Origin of the sequence: Devosia sp. ZB163, assembly GCF_028613635.1 — a bacterium.
Classification (GTDB): Bacteria; Pseudomonadota; Alphaproteobacteria; order Rhizobiales; family Devosiaceae; genus Devosia_A.
The window spans coordinates 86515-103014 of record NZ_JAQRMY010000003.1; the positions used below are offsets into that span (position 1 = coordinate 86515).

Sequence of the window (16500 nt, forward strand, 5' to 3'; positions counted from 1 at the left end):
TTCAAGGGACGCGTGATGCCGAAGACCGATATCGCCCGGCGGGTCTACAACCACACCTGGAAGCTCGATCCGATCGTGCGCTCGCTGCTCGATACGGATTTCTACAAGCTCCTGATGCTGCAGATGATCTGGGGGCTTTACCCCAAGGTCGACGCCACTTTCTCGCTGATCAACCGCAAGACCACGGTCCGCCTCGCCGACGAGATCGACGTGGTCGAGCTGCGGGCGCAGCTCGACCACGCGCGTTCGCTGCGCTTCTCCAAAAAGGAGATGATCTGGCTGGCCGGTAACAGCTTCTACGGCTCCAAGCAGATCTTTTCGCCCGAGTTCCTGCGCTGGCTCGAAGGCTTCCGGCTGCCCGAATACAGGCTCGAGAAGCGCGACGGGCAGTACATTCTGGAGTTCCCCGGCAAGTGGGTCGAGACCACGATGTGGGAGATCCCGGCGCTGTCCATCATCAACGAGTTGCGCAGCCGCGGGGCGCTGCGGAACTACGGTCCGTTCACGCTCGACGTCACCTATGCCCGGGCCAAGGCCAAGATGTGGGAGAAGGTCGAGCGGCTGAAGAAGCTGCCGGACCTGCGCATCTCCGACTTCGGGACGCGCCGGCGGCACTCCTTCCTGTGGCAGCGCTGGTGCGTCGAGGCGCTGAAGGAGGGACTTGGTCCGCGGGTCTTCACCGGCACGTCGAACGTGCTCCTCGCCATGGACAACGATCTCGAAGCGCTGGGCACCAATGCGCATGAGTTGCCCATGGTGCTCGCCGCCATTGCGCCCAACGAGGACGTGCTCCGCGCCGCGCCCTACCAGGTGTTGCAGGACTGGGAGAGCTACTACGGCGGGAACCTGCTGATCGTATTGCCCGACGCGTTCGGCACCGATGCGTTCCTGCGCGACGCGCCCGACTGGGTGGCCGACTGGACCGGTTTCCGGCCCGACAGCGCGCCGGCCATCGAGGGCGGCGAGAAGATCGTCCAGTGGTGGAAGGCGCATGGCCGCGATCCCGGCGAGAAGCTGCTGATCTTCTCGGATGGGCTCGACGTCGACATGATCGAGGAAGCCTATCACCACTTCCACGGGCGGGTGCGCATGAGCTTCGGCTGGGGCACCAACCTCACCAACGATTTCGCCGGCTGCTCCCCCAAGCCCAATCCGCAGCTCGAACCGATTTCCCTCGTCTGCAAGGTCAGCGAGGCCAATGGTCGCCCCGCCGTCAAGCTCTCGGACAATCCGGAGAAGGCGACGGGCGATGCCGCCGAAATTCGGCGCTACATCAAGATATTTGGCGACAAGGGCCGGGTATCTCACCGAGTGACTGTCTGAATTACTGAGGTTTCATGCGCTATTCCGCTTGCATCGAGTGGCTCTTCGCCACCGAGGAGCCCGATGTCGTCAATCGTATCCATGCCGCCAAGGCGGCGGGACTGGATGCCGTCGAGTTCTGGCGCTTCTCCAACAAGGACTGTGTCGCCATTCGGCAGGCGCTGGACGAAACCGGCCTGACGCTGGGCGGTATCCTGTGCGAACCCATCGCGCCGCTCGCCAATCCGGAGTCGCACCAATGGTTCCTCGAGGGCGTGCGCACGTCGCTCGCGGCTGCACTGCAACTGGGGGCCAAGGTGATGATCGCGCAGGCCGGGGACTTCCAGCCGGGCGTGGCGCGGGCGGCCCAGCATGCAGCCATCGTCAAGGTGCTGAAGGAAGCGGCCAAGATCATCGAGGGGTCGGGCGTGATCCTCGCCCTCGAGCCGCTCAACGACCGGGTCGATCATCCGGGTTACTACCTCACCTCGACCGAGGAGGGGCTCGACATCGTCGATGAGGTCGGCCGGCCCGAGATCAAGCTGCTCTACGACATCTACCATGCCGCCGTGATGGGCGAGGAGATCGAGGTGCTGAAGGGGCGGCTCGACCGCGTCATCCACGTGCATCTCGCCGACACGCCCGGTCGCGGCGAGCCGGGTAGCGGCCGGATGGACTATGCCGATCGCCTCGAATGGCTGGAAAAGCAGGGCTATGACGGCCTGATCGGGCTCGAGTACAAGCCGAGCAAGCCGACGGTTGAAACGCTGCAGTTTCGCGAGACGGTGTAGCCGCGCCATCGCATGGGTCCCCGGGTCAAGCCCGGGGATGACGGTGGGTGGTGGGGCGAGGGCGGTGCGACACCCTCGATGTCATCCCTGCGAAGGCAGGGACCCATCTCGCCGCCGGCGCCGGCCGATGGTTGGGTCCCTGCTTGCGCAGGGATGACAGCCGGTGGCGAACATGCCGATGCATCCGACAGCCACGCGGCTTCGGAGTTCTCAAAGAGCGCATCTCCCGCGAAGAGAGATGAAGCGGGGCCGGCGAGGCGATTGCCTCACGCGGGTAGTCCGCAGATGAAACGAGGCTCGCGCCTCGCCGGCCGGCCGGGGTTTTGGGCGTATGGCACGATGGCCCGGGCGCATCCCGTACCGCATCGCGAGGAACGTGCCGGCTGACAGACGGCCGGAATCCACCGAACCGTCCCGCCTCAGCGGCTGCCTCATGCGTGGCAGCCTTGTCCCCTGAACCAGCCTGCATTCGGATGGCTCCCGCGTGCTAGCGGCGTCCCCGGCGAACCGGTTCATGCCGTCGTGCTTTCGGCCTGATGGCGAACGACTCCACCACCACCCGGTCTCCCCTGCACCAACCACTCGTCATGATCTCGCTTCGGTGCAGCGGACGGGGGGAGAGTCGCATGGGTGGCGAGGCGTGGGGATAAGTCGGTTCGTGGGCGTGATGCTGCGAGGTGTGAGCGTGGGGCGCACCCCCTCCCGGCCTCCCCCGTCCAGGGGGAGGTGAAGGGGGCGTGGGGCGTGGGCGGTGCTTGTCGCGCGTCCGGCGCGGGGGAGAGATGGGAGCCCGGGGATGACGGCGCCGGGGGCGAGCCTGGTGCATAGCCGGCGCCTTCCTTGCCGGCGGGCTGCTCGTCGCCTCTATTCCCCCGCTTCGCCTTTGACCCAATAGCCGGAGGCCCGGATGTATTCGGGGTTGAGGCCGCGGGCGAGGAGGTGGGCCTTTACCGAGCGGTTCATCTCGGCTTCGCCGGCGACGAAGGCGTAGCCGACGCCTGGGGGGAATGCCATTTCCGCGACTTTGGGCAGCAGCAGGTTCTGGGCGCCGGCTTCGAGGCCGTTGCGGTGGACCCAGTGGATCTCGACGGGCGCACTGGTCTGGATGACCTGTTCGTCGGCTTTCTCCGGCACCTCGATGATAGCGATGGCGGGCTTGTCGGCCGGCAGTTCCTCGATGCGCCGGCCGATGGCGGGCAGGGCCGTCTCGTCGCCGACGAGGAGGTACCACTCGAAGGCTTCGGGCACGATGACGGAGCCGCGCGGGCCGCCGATCATCAGCGTGTCGCCGACTCTGGCGGAGGTCGCCCAACTCGACGCTGGGCCATCGCCGTGCAACACGAAATCGACGTCGAGGGTCAGCGCCTCGGGGTCGAAGTAGCGCGGAGTGTAGTCGCGCATCAGGGGCTTGGCCGTGCCGTCGGGCCAGACGAGGCCATCGGGATGGCGCTCGGGACGGGGCAGGGGCTTGCCGTCCGCGGGGAAGAACAGCTTGATGTGGTCGGCGTGGTTGGGGGAGCGGAACCCCTCGAGCTCCGGACCGGCCAACCTGATCCTCCGCATGTGCGGGGTGATGTCCGTGACGGACGCGACGGTGAGGACGCGGATACGGACTTCGAGCCTGATGCGCTCGATGGTTCTATTTATGACATCCATACTCAGGAATTAGCGCCCGCAGGTGGGAGCGGTCAAGTGAACTTCGGTCAAGGCGAGATTGTTTGAAATAAGCGAACAATCCCTTGCGCGACTGGTGCGCTATTCGAGGGAAAGGGTCTCGCCTATCTCTACGGTCGAAGCGACCGGCGGGGATGCCGGTACAATCAGCGACCCGGCGAGAGCCGGCACAAGGCGACCGGCAAGAGCCGGCGCAAGGAGGCAGAAATGCTCACTCAGATCAAGGGATTGCACCACGTCACCTCGATGGCCCGTAGTGCAGCCGAGAACAACCATTTCTTCACCGACACGCTGGGCCTGCGCCGGGTCAAGCAGACGGTCAACTTCGATGCGCCCGACGTCTACCACCTCTACTACGGTGACGAGGTCGGCACGCCCGGCACTGTCATGACCCACTTCCCCTTCCCGCATATCGCCCGCGGCCGTCCCGGCACCGGCGAGGTGGGGCGCACGGTCTTCTCCGTGCCCAAGGGTTCGCTCGGGTACTGGCAGGATCGGCTGGTGGCGGAGCGGGTCGGCGATGTCGAGCTGACCGAGAGCTTTGGGGCCAGGCAGCTCAACTTCCGCGCGGCGGAAGGCGATGCCATGGCGCTGGTCGAGGCGGCGGACGACAAGCGCGTGCCGTGGACCGGCAGCGGTGTCGATGCCGAGCATGCCATCCGTGGCTTCAATTCGGTTTCGCTGCGGCTGCGCGACGGCGGCGCCACCGAGGAGCTGCTGAAGTACATGGGCTACGAGAATGCCGAGACCCGTGACGGGATCAAGCGGCTGATCCGGCCCGGCGGCAACGGCGCCGACGCGATCGATATCGAGGTTCTGCCCGATGCCGGATATGCCGGGCTGGGCGCAGGCTCGGTGCATCACGTCGCCTTTGCGGTCGAGAACCGTGCGGCGCAGCTCGAGGTACGCAAGGCCCTGCTCGACACGGGCTACCAGGTGACCCCGGTGATCGACCGCGACTACTTCTGGGCGATCTACTTCCGGACCCCGGGCGGCGTGCTGTTCGAGATCGCCACGAACGAGCCGGGCTTCGACCGTGACGAAGATACGGCGCATCTGGGTGAGAGCCTCAAGCTCCCCGCCCAGCACGAGCACCTGAGGAGCACGCTGGAGCACACGCTCGAGCCGCTCGAGGACAAGGAGACGGCATAATGGCCGCGGTTACCGACAGCTACCACTTCGTCGACCTCCCCGGCGCATCCCCGGATGCGCCGGCCTTCTTCCTGTTCCACGGAACGGGCGGCGACGAGCACCAGTTCACCGATCTCGCGGCCGAGCTCAAGCCCGGCGCGCGCCGGATCGGTGTGCGCGGCGACGTTTCGGAAGGCGGGGCGCTGCGCTACTTCAAGCGCGTCGGGGAAGGCCGCTACGACATGGCAGACCTGGCGCGGGCGACGACCAAGCTCGCGAGCTTCGTCGGGGCCAGCAAGGGCGCGGCCAAGGAGGTGATCGGGCTCGGCTATTCGAACGGCGCGAACATCCTCGCCTCGGTGCTGTTCGAGGCGCCCGAGCAGTTCGATGCGGCGGTGCTGATGCACCCGCTGATCCCCTTCACGCCCAAGCCCCAGCCGGGGCTGAAGGGCAAGCGGGTGATCATCACCGCGGGGCGGCGCGATCCGATCGCGCCGGTCCATTCGGCCGAGCTGCTCGCCGCCTATTTCAAGGAGCAGGGCGCCGAGACCACTGTGTTCTGGCACGAAGGCGGCCACGAGATCCGGCGGGAAGAACTGCTGGCGGTTCGGGACTGGCTGAACGACTAGACGGCCGCCGATCCTCCCTCGCGTTGCGGGGGAGGATCGTCCGCGTCGCGGGTCAGGCGCGCAGGTCCGCCCATTCGGGGTGGCGGCGGAACTGGGCGACCACGTAGGAGCAGACGGGCACGATCCGGCCGCCGGTCTCGCGCGCATGCTCCATCGCGGTCTTCACCAGCTTCTCGGCAAGGCCATGGCCGCGATACTGCGGCGGAACGCCGGTATGGTCGGCGATGATGGTCGAGGCATCGCGCCGCGCGTAGGTCATCTCCGCTTCCGAGCCGTCGGGCAGGTAGATGACGTAGCGGCCGCGATCGCCGTTTTCCTCGTGTTCGACGGGGTAGTCCTCAGACATTGCTGGCCTTTCGTGGTGCCGGCGTCAGTGCCAGCCCTGATATGGTGGTGATGGACGCGCGCGTTCAGGGGCGGGTGTTGCGGATCAGATATGCGTTGGTGGCTTGCCCAGTTCGGGGAAGAGCCGGCGTTCGTTGAGATAGGGGTGGAGGGCGAGCGCGGCGGCCATGTCCTTGATGGCGAGGGCCCGGTTGCCCTGCTGCAGGTACATGAGGGCGCGGCCGGAAAGCGCGCCGTAGTGGCGGGGCTCGAGCGCCAGCACCTTTTCGCAATCGGCGATCGAGTGCTCGAAGTCGCCCATCATGTAGTAGATCGTGGCGCGCTGGTTCCAGGCCTCGGCATAGTCGGGGCGATCGGCGATCAGGTCGTCGAGCAGCTTGATCGCCGAGGTCAGCTCGCCCGTTGAACGGGCGACGATCGCCTCGCGCATGCGGCCGGCAAGGATGGGGTCGGAGGGCGAGGTCCAGATCGCCCAGATGCGGGTGCTGAGGTCCTGCGCCGTTTCGGCGTCGTCGGCCACGCGCAACTGGGCGAAGAGCTTGTCGAGCGCAGCCCGGTCGGCCGCGTCGTCCGCCAGGGCCGGGGCGGCGAGCAGGGCAAGGCTCAGCAGGACGGCTCGAACCAGACTGCGCAGCATTTGGCGATAATTCACCTTGCCGGCCGTGGGCGCAAGTCGGGCGTGGTGGGCCGATGTGCCGGTCGGCATTCGTGCGAAATGGGGCTGACGGCTAACATGTTAACAGCTCGCAATTTTCTCCGAGTTTGTGTGCTGGAAGCAGTATTTGTCATACCAGTTTCGGCCATTTCTATACCAGACTCAGCAGTATTGGACTATTGACGGTAGTATCCGTGGGTAGTAGCGTCCCTCTGGTCCTACAAATGTGGGGCTTGAGGGGATCTTTACATCAGTAAACGGGGCGGTCCGGTCATGTCGGCCAGGAGCAATGTCGTTCGTCTGGGTGAAGGAGATACGAGCGGGCGACCACCTGTCGGGGCGGTACATCTTTCAGATTCCGCCGTTGAGACACTGGTCGGCCAGATCAAGTCACTGATCGACGCGCGTAACCTTGGGGTGGGCGATCCGCTGCCCTCGGAACGCGAGCTGGGCGAGACGTTCGCGTCGAGCCGCACCACGGTGCGCGAGGCGATGCGCATCCTCAAGGCGTATGGCGTGGTCGATGTCAGGCCCAAGGTCGGCGCGGTGATCATCGACCGGCGCATGGACGCCGTGTTCGACCTCTATTCGTTCAACACGCTCGAACTCAGCCGGCAGACCTATCTCGATACGCAGTTCTTCCGGGAACTGATCGAGGTCGGCTCGGCCGACCGGCTGATCGAGAACTTCACCACGGCCGACATTGTCGAGCTGCGCGAGATCAACGACGCGATGCGCGAGGAGGCGCACCTGCCGGCGGCGGCGCGACACGACTTCCATTTCCACCTCAAGCTGGTGGGCCTGCTGGGCAACAAGCAGGTGCTCGAGATCTACCGCATCATGCAGCCGGTGATGCTCAAGATCATGGAAACGGGCGTCGCCCGCATGAAGTCCAACGGCATCAATTTCGACGAGCATGGCGGCATCGTCGATGCGCTCGAGAGCCGCAACCGGCTCGCCTACCAGTATCGCATGAGCCAGCACCTCGAAGCCGGGCTCGCGCTGTTCAAGGAGTGACGACAGAGGAATTTGGCGCTGCCCGTGATGGGCGCGCCGGATAGGGGCAGTGCCCCGGACGGTGGCGAAGACTCGCCGAGGGAGGCGGGCGCGATCACCGGTGAGAGAGTGCTTCACACGTTCTCTGGGAGGAGAAAATGAAGTTGTTCAAGACCGCTGGGCTTGCCGTCGCAGCCCTGATGCTGACCACCGCCGGCGTGGCTCTCGCAGAGCCGGCAGTCGTGTCCGGACCGGCTGCAGATCCGGAATGCTACGTGCCCTGGGACGCTGAGACCCAGTTCTTCCAGTTCCCGGCCAAGACCGGGCCGTTCCGTGTTGCGCTGGCCAATGGCTACATCGCCAATACCTGGCGCATCCAGATGATCCAGACGGCCAAGGCCTATGCGGCCCAGCCGGACGTCGCCGCCAAGCTCAAGGAGTTCAAGGTGGTCTCGACCGGCGAGGACGTCGCCGCCCAGATCGCCGCGATCAACAACTTCATCGACAGCGGCTACGATGCGATCGTCGTCAACGCACAGAACCCGCAGGCCTTCGCGCCGGTGATCAAGCGGGCCAAGGACGCGGGCGTCGTCCTCGTGGCGTTCGACAACATCCTCGACACCAAGGATGCGATCAACGTCAACGTCGACCAGAAGGGCCTGGGCGTCCTCTGGGCCAACTGGCTGGACAAGCACCTGCCGGAAGGCGGCAAGATCCTCGAAGTGCGCGGCGTGGCCGGCACGTCGGTGGATACCGACCGCCACAACGGCATCCACGAGACGCTGGGCGCCACCGGCAAGAAGTGGGACATCGTCGAGGTGGTCGGCAAGTGGGATGACGGCACCGCCCAGAAGGCGACCGCCGATGCCATCGCCGTGCACCAGAAGTTCGACGGCATCACCGCGCAGGGCGGCGATACCGGCGTGGTGCAGGCCATGCTCGACGCGGGCCATCCGATGGTGCCGTTCGGCGGCGAGACCGAGAATGGCTTCCGCAAGTTCTGCGCTGCCAAGTCGGCCGAAGGCCTCGTCTGCTCGTCGGCGGGCACCGGCCCGGCGCAGGTCGCCGTGGCCATCAAGACCGCCATCGACGCGCTCGAGGGCAAGGTCGTTCCGCAGTCGGTGAAGCTCCCCCTCGCCATCGTCGAGGACCCGGACTTCAAGGATGGCGTGAACTATTATTCCGACCAGTCCGACAACTTCTTCGTCGGCAACGCCTTCCCGACCTGCGGCATCAACTTCACCGCCCAGGAAATCATGGGACAGTCAGAGGCCAACCAGTAAGCGGCGGGCCCGGGGCGGCGGTTTCCGCCGCCCCTTTCCAGTTCAAACGGATGCGCGGTGAATGACCGAGACCACTCCTCTCTTCCGTCTGGAAGGGATCTCCAAGCGCTATGGCGGCGTCCGCGCGCTCGAAAATGCCGACCTCACCGTCGAAGCGGGGCGCGTCCACGCCATTCTCGGCGAGAACGGGGCCGGCAAGTCGACACTCATCAAGGTCATCGCCGGCGTGGTGCAGCCCGATGAGGGGCGCATGCTGCTCGACGGCCGCGAGATCAGTTTTCGCGACCCGGCGGCGGCCAATGCCGCGGGGATCGTGTGCATCTTCCAGGAGTTGTCGCTGATCCCCGACCTGTCGGTCGCGGACAACATCATCGCCTCGGACCCGCCGACGCGGTTCGGCATGATCGACCGCCGCGCGCAGCGCCGGCTGGCAGAGGACGCGCTGGCGCGGGCCGGCGGCGTGGACATCCACCCGGCGGCGCTGGTCAAGGACCTGCCGCTGAGCCGGCGCCAGATCATCGAGATCGCCAAGGCGCTGGCGCGCAAGCCGCGCCTGCTCATCCTCGACGAGGCGACGTCGGCGCTGACGGCGGCCGATGTGAAGACCGTATTCGAGGTACTGAAACGGCTGCGCTCGGAGGGCATCGCGCTCCTCTACATCTCGCACCGCATGCACGAGATCGCCGAGCTCGCCGATGACTGCACGGTGTTCCGCAACGGGCGAAAGATCGCGACCTACCGGGCGGGCACCAAGAGCGACAACGAAGTGGTCGAGATGATGATCGGCCGCGAGTATCACCACGTGTTCCCCTCCAAGCCGGAGCCGAAGCCGGCGACCGGTGCACCGGTGCTCGAGGTGCGGAACCTCGGCTGGGCACCGCGGCTCAACGGCGTTTCGCTCACCGCCCGGGCGGGCGAGGTGGTGGGCCTCGGCGGCCTCGACGGTCAGGGACAGCGCGAACTGCTGCTCGCTTTGTTCGGCGTGCTGCGCGGCATTTCGGGCGAGGTGCTGATCGACGGCAAGCCGCGACGCATCAGTTCGCCGCGCGCCGCCAAGGACGACGACATCGGCATGGCGCTGATCCCCGAGGACCGGAAGACCGAGGGGCTGATGCTGCCCATGTCGGTGCGCGACAACCTGAGCTTTGCCGCCATGTCGCACCTGTCGAAGGGCGGCATCATCGATCCCGGCGCGGAGCGGCGCGCGATCGACGAAATGATCCAGCTCCTCGCCATCAAGACCGACGGCACGGCGGTGCCGGCCGGCTCGCTGTCGGGCGGCAACCAGCAGAAGGTGGTGATCGCCAAGTGGCTGATGCGCGAGCCGCGGATCATCCTCCTCAACGACCCGACGCGCGGCATCGATGTCGGCACCAAGCAGGAGATCTACGCCCTGCTGCGGCGGCTGGCCGATGCGGGGGCAGCGATCGTCCTCTACTCCACCGACTACGACGAGCTCATCGGCTGCTGCGACAAGGTGCTGGTGATGTATGACGGCGCGATCAAGCGCACGCTCACCGGAGCCGAGATCACCGAGCGCGCGCTGATCGCCAGCGCGCTCAACATCGACGTCGCAGAGGCGGGGCCCGCCCCGGCACTGGCATGAAGGACTGGCGCTTCTGGTTCAACGAGCAGCGCGGCACGCTCCTGGCGCTCGCCATCTTCATCGTGATGTTCGGCTTCTACGTGCTGAACCATCCGGCCGGGTTCACCGCCAACGTGGTGCAGACGGCGGCCAACAAGGGCGTGCTGCTGGCGCTGGTCGCCATGGCGCAGACCTTCGTGGTGCTGACGGCGGGCATCGATCTCTCGGTCGGGATGGTGTTCATCCTCTGCAACTGCCTTGCGTCCTACGTCATCGTGGGCTCGCCGCTGATGGTGGCGGGCGGAGTGCTGGCGGTGGTGCTGACTGGCGCCGTGTGCGGAGCGGTCAACGCGGCCATCGTCATCCTGGGGCGGTTGCAGCCGATCGTTGCGACCATTGCCTCGGGCGCGGTGTTCTTCGGCGTCGCGCTGTGGCTGAGGCCGTTTCCCGGCTCGGACCCGACCTTCTCATCCGACCTCGCCGACGCGCTGACCGGCAAGGTTTTCGGCGTTATTCCGGCGAGCCTCATCTTCCTCGCCGCTACGGTGGTGCTGATCTGGATCCCGTTCCGGCGCTCGGTGTCGGGCCGCACCGTCTATGCGGCGGGGTCGTCGGAGGTTGCGGCCTTCATGTCCGGCATGCCCATCAGGCGGGCGAAGTTCCTCGCCTATGTGCTGTCGGGCGTGTTCGCCTCGTTCGCCGGGCTCTACCTGACGTTCTTCACCTATTCGGGCGAAGCGTCGGCGGCCAACGGCAACACCTACACGCTCTATTCGATCGCGGCGGTGGTGCTGGGCGGCGTGTCGCTGTTCGGCGGTCGCGGCAGCGCCATCGGCGCGATCTTCGGGGCGCTCGCCTTCCGCGCCATCGGCGACCTGCTGTTCGTGTTCGAGATCGATCCACTGTGGCAGCCGCTGTTCCAGGGCATCGTGCTGCTCCTCGCAGTGTCGGTAGGCGCCGCCCGCCTGTTCCAGGTCCGTAACCGGCTCGACCTCTTCGGCTGAGACAAGAGAACCATGTCCGATACCACCGCCCAAGCCGCGACCAAATCCCGCCCCTGGCGACAGCGCATCGACCTGCCGGTCGTGACCGCGTTCGGCTGCATCGTCATCCTGCTCGCAATCGGCAGCCTCTATTCGCCGAACTTCCTGTCGCCCGAGTACCTGCTGCAGCAGCTCAAGGTCGGCGCCTTCCTCGGCGTCATCGCCACCGGGATGATGCTGGTGATCCTGCTCGGGCAGATCGACCTCAGCGTGCCGTGGACGGTGACGCTGGGCGCCATGATGGCATCGGCCGCGGTTTCGTGGGGGCCAGCGGGCGAGGTCTTCGCCATCCCGTTCGGGGTGCTGTGCGGGATCGCCATCGGGCTCGTCAACGGCATCGGGGTTGCGTATTTGCGCATCCCGTCGATGATCATCACGCTTGCGGTGAACGCCGTCGCACAGGGGCTGATGGTCGCCTATACCGGCGGGTTCGCGCCGCAGGATTCCGCCTCGGCAGCGATGAAGGTGCTCGCCGCGCAATCGACCTTCGGCGTGCCGCATGCGGTGCTGGTGTGGGTCGTCGTCGGAGCGCTAGCGGTGTTCATGCTGACCCGCACTACCTTTGGCCGCGCCGTCTACGGCATCGGCAACAAGGAGGTCGCGGCCTACCTATCGGGCGTGCCGACGCAGCGCGTGGTGATGATCGCCTTCGCGCTCTGCGGCGGGCTCGCGGCCTTCGGCGGCGTGCTGCTGGCGGGCTATGCGGGCAAGGCGGCGCAGTCGATGGGCGATGCCTACCTCCTGCCAGCGATCGCGGCGGTGGTGCTGGGGGGCACGTCGATCCTCGGTGGTCGCGGATCCTACCTCGGCACAGTCGCGGGCGTGATCCTGATCACGCTGCTGCAGTCGATCCTCTCGGTAATGCAGATCGCCGAATTCGGCCGGCAGATCATCTATGGCGTGGTGATCATCGGCATGCTGCTGCTCTATGGCCGCAGCGGCAAGGTCAGCAGTTGATTGTGACGACGGGCTAGGGCATGCGCACCCGGGGCGAGGGTGCGATGCAGCAAACCAGGGGTACAGTCAGCGAGGTCTTTCGCGCATTCCTGCTGCTGGGGCTCACGAGCTTCGGCGGTCCGGTGGCGCATCTCGGCTTCTTCCGCACCGAGTTCGTCGAGCGGCGCAAATGGCTCGACGATGCGGCCTATGCCGATCTCGTCGCGCTCTGCCAGTTCCTGCCCGGCCCCGCCTCGAGCCAGGTCGGCATCGGCATCGGGAAGCTGCGTGCCGGTTACTGGGGCGGGATCGCGGCCTTCGTCGCATTCACGGCACCGTCGGTCATCCTGCTGCTCGCCTTTGCCTTCGGTGCGACGCGCCTCGCCGGTCCGCTGGCGGATGGCGCACTGCACGGACTGAAGGTGGCGGCGCTGGCGGTGGTGGCGCAGGCGGTGTGGGCCATGTCGCGCTCGCTCACGCCGGACTGGCCGCGCCGCATTCTCGCGCTCGCAGCCGCCGCGATTGCACTGCTGCTGCCCACCAGCCTGACGCAGGTGGCGCTGATCGCCGGCGCGGCGATCGCGGGCTACGCGATGCATCGGAGGGAGCCGGCGCCGAAGCTGCATTTCCATCGGACCGGGGCGATCCTCATCGCCGCGTTCTTCGTCCTCTTGGCGGTGCTGCCGCTGCTGGCGCTGACCGGCAACCCGGTGCTCGTCGTGGCCGAGAAATTCTACCGCACGGGATCGCTGGTGTTCGGCGGGGGTCACGTCGTGCTGCCGCTGCTCGAGGCCGAGCTGGTGGCGCCGGGGCTGATCAGCCGGGACCTGTTCCTCGCGGGATACGGCGCCGCGCAGGCGGTGCCCGGTCCGCTGTTCTCGTTCGCCGCCTATACCGGAGCGCTGCTGACCAACCCGCCGAACGGGCTGGGTGGAGCCTTGCTGGCGCTGGGGGCGATCTACCTGCCGTCATTCCTGCTTGTGTTCGGTGCGCTGCCCTATTGGCAGGGCCTCCGCTCCAACCCGCGGCTGCGGGGCGGGCTGGACCTCGCCAACGCCGTGGTCGTGGGCCTGCTGGTGGCGACGCTCTATGACCCCGTGCTCGTCACCACAATCGGCGGGCCGGTCGACCTCGCGTGGGCGGCAGCGCTGCTCGCCCTGCTGGTCTGGCGTGCACCGCCCTGGGCCGTCGTGCTGCTCTCGACGGCGATCGGGGTGGGGCTGGCGCTGGCTTAGCAGACGCTGCGTGGCTGGATGGCGGGGACAAGCCCGGCCATGAGGGGCAAACAGATGCAGTCGAGTTGCGCTAGGGGCGGCGGGCCACGAGGTCGATCTCGACCAGGGCGCCGACAGCGAGGCCCGTGACGCCGATGGTCGTCCGCGCCGGGAGCTTGCGTGCCTCGAAGAAGCTCGGCCACAGCTGGTTCAGCGCGGCATAGTCGCGCTGGAAGTCGGTGAGGTAGATGCGCGCCATGGTGACGTGCTCGAGCCCGAGGCCGATGCCGCCCAGGATCAGCTTGAGGTTCTCGATCACGCGACGTGTCTGCGCCTCGATGCCTTCTGGAAGCGGGGCATTGGGCGCGGCCGGGTCGGTCGGCATCTGGCCGGTGATGAACACCCAGCCATCCGCTTCCACCGCATGACTGAAGGGCGCGACCGGCTGCGGGCCAGCCGAGATCATGTGATGAATGGGCAGGGACATCGTGAACTCCTGAGGCGCGAGCCCTCGTCATGGGCCAGGTCGCGCGTGGTGATTGTACTTCCGGGTGCCTCACCAAGTGGTGTCCGAGGTGCGCCAGCACGCTGCGTACACGCTTGCCGGTTCCTGCCCGAAGAGCGTTTCCCAATAAAGAAACGCCGGCTGTGCGCCGGCGTCCTTCAGTCTCGAATGGCGAAGCGTCAGGCCGCGTAGGCCTTGGTCTTCTGGGTCTGGTCGCCCAGGCCCTCGATGCCGAGCTTCATGGTCTGGCCCGGCTTCAGCCAGATCGGCTCGGGCTTCTGGCCCATGCCGACGCCCGGCGGGGTGCCGGTGGTGATGACGTCACCCGGCTGCAGGCTCATGAACTGGCTGAGATAGGCGACGATGTGCGCCACGCCGAAGATCATGGTCTTGGTCGAGCCGTCCTGATAGCGGTGGCCGTCGACGTCGAGCCACATCTTGAGGTTCTGGACGTCGTTGACCTCGTCCTTGGTCACGAGCCACGGGCCGATCGGGCCGAAGGTGTCGGCCGACTTGCCCTTGGTCCACTGGCCGCCGCGCTCGGTCTGGAAGTGGCGCTCGGAGAGGTCGTTCACGACGCAGTAGCCGGCGACGTAGTCCAGCGCGTCCTTCTCTTCGATGTAGCGGGCTTCCTTGCCGATCACCACGCCAAGCTCGACTTCCCAGTCGGGCTTGAGGGTGTTCTTGGGCAGGATCACGTCATCGTTCGGGCCGATGATGGCGCTGGTGGCCTTCATGAACAGGATCGGCTCGGCAGGGATGGCGGCGCCGGTCTCGGCGGCGTGGTCGGCGTAATTGAGGCCGATGCACATGAACTTGCCGACATTGCCGACGCAGGGGCCGATGCGCAGCGACTTGTCGAGCACGGGGAGCGTCGAAGCATCCACGGCGCGGATCTTGGCGAGACCCTCGGGCGTGATCGCGGCGCCGGCGATGTCCGGAACGACAGAGGACAGGTCGCGATAGGTCCCGTCAGTGTGGAGGATGGCGGGCTTTTCAGAGCCCTTGGCGCCGACGCGCAGAAGTTTCATTGAAGATGCTCCTCAGTTTGGGGCGAAGGCATAGGGCGGTGCCGGTACGGAGTCGAGGCCAACGATGGTCGAATCCGTTCGGCAGGCGCACCCGGTCGGAGGCGAGGCGGCCTATTCGGGCCGCACGATGCCCTTCTTCAGCAGCACATTGCCGTAGAGGCGGCGTTCACCGGTCTGGATGACGGCAAAAGCACCGCGCACGCGCTCGTAGAAGGCGAAGCGCTCCAGCATCGAAAGCTGCATGTCGGGCTCGTGCTTCTTGATGAGCGTGTCGAACTCCTTGTGGGTCTGCTCCCGTTTCTGGGGGGCACCCACGACCTCCATGCCGAAGGCCTGATCGTCGACGAAGGTGTCGAGCGGCATCAGCGTCAGCACGGCGTCGAGCACGTCGGTGGCGGTGATGCCGTCGAGGCGCACCAGCTGCGGGCCGGCGCTGTCGGCCGGGTAGTTCGCGTCGACGATGGCGATCTCGTCCCCGTGCCCCATGGCACGCAGGATGTAGAGCAGATCGGGGCCCAGGATCGGGGGTATCCCCTTGAGCATGGCAGTCCTCCCTATGGATTGTCTTGCCCGTTCAGCCGAACGGGAAGGCGGTGTAGCTGGGGTCGTCGTTGAGCAGGCCCCCATCGGCGAACAGCTCGGGGTGGGCGGCCGCAAACGTAATGAGCTCGGCCATGACGGAATCGATGTGGGCGCGCATGGCGCCCGAGGCGGCGGGCGCATCGCCGGCGACGATGCCGTCGAGGATCCTCTGGTGCTCGGCGAGGGTGACGCTCAGGCGGCGCGGCGTGAGGATGAGGCGGCGGGCCCGGTCGAGATTGGCGCGGGTGTTCTCGATCACGCCCTTCACCTTGGTGAAGCGCATGTCGCCGAAGATGATGTCGTGGAACTCGAGGTCGCGCTCGTGGAAGCCGTTCTGGTCGTCGATCTGCACGGCGGCGCGCTGGTAGCTGAGGTTGCGCTGCAGCGTATCCACCAGCTCCTCGGAGTGGTTGCCGGTGACGACGCGGACTGCTTCGGCCTCGAGCGCCTTGCGGATCAGCATGTATTCGAGCACGTCGGCGATGCGGACCAGCGACACGGTGGAGCCGCGCTGGGGCAGGATGTCGACGAGCCCTTCGGCCTGCAGCCGCGCCAGGGCCTCCGAGACGGGAAAGCGCGAGACGCCGAGCCGTTCGCAGATGGCGCCCTTGTCGAGCACCTCGCCGGGTTTCAGGTCGAGCTGCACGATCGCCTGACGCAGCGTGTCGGTGACGAAAACCGTCACGTTGCCGCGTGTTGGCGTTGCGGGCGTTGACAGAAATGAGTAGGGACTTGCCTCGGTCTTCATGCTAACATGTTAGTTGGACTGCCGGAGCAATTCAATCGCACCTGCTTGTC

General features: G+C 66.5%; 17 protein-coding genes. 10 read left to right on the top strand and 7 right to left on the bottom strand.

Annotation, left to right across the window (positions count from 1 at the left end; genetic code table 11):
- Positions 1-15: 15 nt before the first annotated feature.
- Positions 16-1323 (top strand): nicotinate phosphoribosyltransferase, encoded by a 1308-nt coding sequence (pncB, locus tag PRN20_RS14395; RefSeq protein WP_273958194.1) that lies wholly within the window; start codon positions 16-18, stop codon positions 1321-1323.
- A gap of 14 nt (positions 1324-1337) precedes the next feature.
- Entirely contained in the window at positions 1338-2093 is a 756-nt protein-coding gene (locus PRN20_RS14400) for a hydroxypyruvate isomerase family protein (RefSeq protein WP_273958195.1), read from the top strand.
- A gap of 864 nt (positions 2094-2957) precedes the next feature.
- Here PRN20_RS14400 and PRN20_RS14405 read toward each other — a convergent pair.
- Positions 2958-3749: a siderophore-interacting protein gene (locus PRN20_RS14405; RefSeq protein ID WP_273958196.1), complete on the bottom strand. Its 792-nt coding sequence runs from the start codon at positions 3747-3749 to the stop codon at positions 2958-2960.
- Between the two features lie 225 nt (positions 3750-3974).
- Between PRN20_RS14405 and PRN20_RS14410 the strand changes: the two genes are divergently transcribed.
- On the top strand, positions 3975-4919 hold the full coding sequence (locus PRN20_RS14410) for a VOC family protein (RefSeq protein WP_273958197.1): 945 nt from the start codon (positions 3975-3977) through the stop codon (positions 4917-4919).
- Complete coding sequence (locus PRN20_RS14415) at positions 4919-5527, top strand: alpha/beta hydrolase (RefSeq protein ID WP_273958198.1); 609 nt, start codon at positions 4919-4921, stop codon at positions 5525-5527. Before PRN20_RS14410 ends, PRN20_RS14415 begins: the two co-directional genes overlap by 1 nt.
- Before the next feature lie 52 nt (positions 5528-5579).
- On the opposite strand, the gene PRN20_RS14420 is transcribed toward PRN20_RS14415, so the two are convergent.
- On the bottom strand, positions 5580-5873 hold the full coding sequence (locus tag PRN20_RS14420) for a GNAT family N-acetyltransferase (protein ID WP_273958199.1): 294 nt from the start codon (positions 5871-5873) through the stop codon (positions 5580-5582).
- An 84-nt stretch (positions 5874-5957) separates the two neighbouring features.
- Entirely contained in the window at positions 5958-6509 is a 552-nt protein-coding gene (locus tag PRN20_RS14425) for a tetratricopeptide repeat protein (RefSeq protein WP_273958201.1), read from the bottom strand.
- A 291-nt stretch (positions 6510-6800) separates the two neighbouring features.
- On the opposite strand from PRN20_RS14425, the gene PRN20_RS14430 reads away from it, so the two are divergent.
- The 6 genes from PRN20_RS14430 to chrA all read left to right on the top strand — a co-directional run bounded on the left by PRN20_RS14430 (position 6801) and on the right by chrA (position 13605).
- On the top strand, positions 6801-7544 hold the full coding sequence (locus tag PRN20_RS14430; RefSeq protein WP_273958202.1) for a FadR/GntR family transcriptional regulator: 744 nt from the start codon (positions 6801-6803) through the stop codon (positions 7542-7544).
- 179 nt (positions 7545-7723) lie between these two features.
- On the top strand, positions 7724-8806 hold the full coding sequence (locus tag PRN20_RS14435) for a sugar ABC transporter substrate-binding protein (RefSeq protein WP_273959022.1): 1083 nt from the start codon (positions 7724-7726) through the stop codon (positions 8804-8806).
- A 61-nt stretch (positions 8807-8867) separates the two neighbouring features.
- Complete coding sequence (locus PRN20_RS14440) at positions 8868-10412, top strand: sugar ABC transporter ATP-binding protein (protein ID WP_273958204.1); 1545 nt, start codon at positions 8868-8870, stop codon at positions 10410-10412.
- Positions 10409-11395, top strand: a complete 987-nt coding sequence (locus PRN20_RS14445) for an ABC transporter permease (protein ID WP_273958205.1) — start codon at positions 10409-10411, stop codon at positions 11393-11395. The genes PRN20_RS14440 and PRN20_RS14445 overlap by 4 nt, the downstream gene beginning before the upstream one ends.
- A gap of 12 nt (positions 11396-11407) precedes the next feature.
- A complete protein-coding gene (locus PRN20_RS14450) occupies positions 11408-12391 on the top strand; it encodes an ABC transporter permease (protein WP_273958206.1) in 984 nt (327 codons plus the stop codon).
- Between the two features lie 44 nt (positions 12392-12435).
- On the top strand, positions 12436-13605 hold the full coding sequence (gene chrA, locus PRN20_RS14455; RefSeq protein WP_273958207.1) for a chromate efflux transporter: 1170 nt from the start codon (positions 12436-12438) through the stop codon (positions 13603-13605).
- 70 nt (positions 13606-13675) lie between these two features.
- On the opposite strand, the gene PRN20_RS14460 is transcribed toward chrA, so the two are convergent.
- The 4 genes from PRN20_RS14460 to PRN20_RS14475 all read right to left on the bottom strand — a co-directional run bounded on the left by PRN20_RS14460 (position 13676) and on the right by PRN20_RS14475 (position 16387).
- On the bottom strand, positions 13676-14050 hold the full coding sequence (locus PRN20_RS14460; RefSeq protein ID WP_273959023.1) for a RidA family protein: 375 nt from the start codon (positions 14048-14050) through the stop codon (positions 13676-13678).
- A 218-nt stretch (positions 14051-14268) separates the two neighbouring features.
- Positions 14269-15120, bottom strand: a complete 852-nt coding sequence (locus tag PRN20_RS14465; protein ID WP_273958208.1) for a fumarylacetoacetate hydrolase family protein — start codon at positions 15118-15120, stop codon at positions 14269-14271.
- 111 nt (positions 15121-15231) lie between these two features.
- Complete coding sequence (locus PRN20_RS14470; RefSeq protein ID WP_273958209.1) at positions 15232-15663, bottom strand: RbsD/FucU family protein; 432 nt, start codon at positions 15661-15663, stop codon at positions 15232-15234.
- 31 nt (positions 15664-15694) lie between these two features.
- The gene (locus PRN20_RS14475) at positions 15695-16387 is read right to left on the bottom strand and encodes a GntR family transcriptional regulator (RefSeq protein WP_273958210.1); all 693 of its coding nucleotides are present in this window, start codon (positions 16385-16387) and stop codon (positions 15695-15697) included.
- Between the last annotated feature and the right edge of the window lie 113 nt (positions 16388-16500).

Excerpts from the sequence above, each read along its gene's own strand:
- pncB (WP_273958194.1), top strand. The coding sequence starts at position 16 with ATGCCGAAGACCGATATCGCCCGGCGGGTCTACAACCACACCTGGAAG.
- PRN20_RS14465 (WP_273958208.1), bottom strand. The coding sequence starts at position 15,120 with ATGAAACTTCTGCGCGTCGGCGCCAAGGGCTCTGAAAAGCCCGCCATC.
- PRN20_RS14400 (WP_273958195.1), top strand. The coding sequence starts at position 1,338 with ATGCGCTATTCCGCTTGCATCGAGTGGCTCTTCGCCACCGAGGAGCCC.
- PRN20_RS14425 (WP_273958201.1), bottom strand. The coding sequence starts at position 6,509 with ATGCTGCGCAGTCTGGTTCGAGCCGTCCTGCTGAGCCTTGCCCTGCTC.
- PRN20_RS14410 (WP_273958197.1), top strand. The coding sequence starts at position 3,975 with ATGCTCACTCAGATCAAGGGATTGCACCACGTCACCTCGATGGCCCGT.
- PRN20_RS14460 (WP_273959023.1), bottom strand. The coding sequence starts at position 14,050 with ATGATCTCGGCTGGCCCGCAGCCGGTCGCGCCCTTCAGTCATGCGGTG.
- PRN20_RS14405 (WP_273958196.1), bottom strand. The coding sequence starts at position 3,749 with ATGGATGTCATAAATAGAACCATCGAGCGCATCAGGCTCGAAGTCCGT.
- PRN20_RS14470 (WP_273958209.1), bottom strand. The coding sequence starts at position 15,663 with ATGCTCAAGGGGATACCCCCGATCCTGGGCCCCGATCTGCTCTACATC.
- PRN20_RS14415 (WP_273958198.1), top strand. The coding sequence starts at position 4,919 with ATGGCCGCGGTTACCGACAGCTACCACTTCGTCGACCTCCCCGGCGCA.
- PRN20_RS14435 (WP_273959022.1), top strand. The coding sequence starts at position 7,724 with ATGCTGACCACCGCCGGCGTGGCTCTCGCAGAGCCGGCAGTCGTGTCC.
- PRN20_RS14440 (WP_273958204.1), top strand. The coding sequence starts at position 8,868 with ATGACCGAGACCACTCCTCTCTTCCGTCTGGAAGGGATCTCCAAGCGC.
- PRN20_RS14430 (WP_273958202.1), top strand. The coding sequence starts at position 6,801 with ATGTCGGCCAGGAGCAATGTCGTTCGTCTGGGTGAAGGAGATACGAGC.
- PRN20_RS14420 (WP_273958199.1), bottom strand. The coding sequence starts at position 5,873 with ATGTCTGAGGACTACCCCGTCGAACACGAGGAAAACGGCGATCGCGGC.
- chrA (WP_273958207.1), top strand. The coding sequence starts at position 12,436 with ATGCAGCAAACCAGGGGTACAGTCAGCGAGGTCTTTCGCGCATTCCTG.
- PRN20_RS14445 (WP_273958205.1), top strand. The coding sequence starts at position 10,409 with ATGAAGGACTGGCGCTTCTGGTTCAACGAGCAGCGCGGCACGCTCCTG.
- PRN20_RS14450 (WP_273958206.1), top strand. The coding sequence starts at position 11,408 with ATGTCCGATACCACCGCCCAAGCCGCGACCAAATCCCGCCCCTGGCGA.